At 55.0% G+C, this 913-nt stretch carries 1 protein-coding gene; it reads right to left on the bottom strand.

Going from position 1 to position 913, the window contains the following annotated elements; all coding sequences use genetic code 11:
* Positions 1 to 4: 4 nt before the first annotated feature.
* Positions 5 to 772, bottom strand: a complete 768-nt coding sequence (locus tag ALO64_RS18580; RefSeq protein WP_235378778.1) for a hypothetical protein — start codon at positions 770 to 772, stop codon at positions 5 to 7.
* Between the last annotated feature and the right edge of the window lie 141 nt (positions 773 to 913).

The raw sequence follows: 913 nt of genomic DNA, 5'->3' as shown, positions 1-913 counted from the left end.
TTGTCTACACCCTCTTAGCAATTTTCTTCGCTCTACTCAGCTCCTGGACGCGTGCCGTCGATAATCCAGCGAGCTGGGCCAGTAGAGCGTTGGGGATCACCCCCAGAAGGTGGTCATACCTCGCTATGCGGGATACCCGCTCGTATGGCTTCACACCCAAGAAATCACGGCGCTTCTCGATAACGCTATAGGGCACACCGATCAACCGGCTGATCTTGGCGATCGACATGCAGTGAAGGAGGGATTCATAGCCCAGCCAAGGGCCATGGACATCATTTAATGGAACGACTTCACTGGGTTGCAACGATGGAGCCACTGGCCCATAGCCAAAGGACTCTCTTGCTTCCGCTACAACGTCAACCGAAACTTTTGATACCCGAGATATCTCTTGATCGCTGACAAGGCCGAAAAGGGCCTTGTAGGGCCTCAGAGGATGCCCGGTGGGCAACCGTTGAACCCTCGGCTTGGGTTTGAACTCTCGTAAGATACCTTGCGACTCCCGGTAAGCCTTAACCATGTGCGGCGAAACACCGCAGCGGGTAGCAACATAACGGTCCGATACGACACCGAGGAGATGCTCATAAGGTGCGATTGCTTGCGCCACGGTGTAGGGCGCAACACCATACGCTTCACGCCGGCGTTTTATTGCGTGCCTTGAGGTGCCGACCTGCTGAGAAAGGTGGAGATCCTTCATGGTGCCTAGCAGATGGTCGTAATCACGAGGTTTGCCGATCGCAGCCGGATCAACGAGCCTCGGCGCGCTTGCTTCCATTAAACACTCCAACTCTTATGCTTGTGCAGCCGCAGATCCAGGCCAATTAGAAGGCCTGATTATTTGTGTGGTTGTGGATGGCCATCGTAACAGGCCTCTGCCTGGACGCGAAACAGAGCCAGTTAGGGAAGCTCCGAGCAA

Source organism: Pseudomonas meliae (genome assembly GCF_001400515.1).
Taxonomy (GTDB): domain Bacteria; phylum Pseudomonadota; class Gammaproteobacteria; order Pseudomonadales; family Pseudomonadaceae; genus Aquipseudomonas; species Aquipseudomonas amygdali.
This window is presented reverse-complemented; position numbering and strand designations above follow the sequence as displayed.

Bases quoted from the DNA above. Each gene is read 5' to 3' on its own strand.
- ALO64_RS18580 (WP_235378778.1), bottom strand. From the start codon at position 772: ATGGAAGCAAGCGCGCCGAGGCTCGTTGATCCGGCTGCGATCGGCAAA.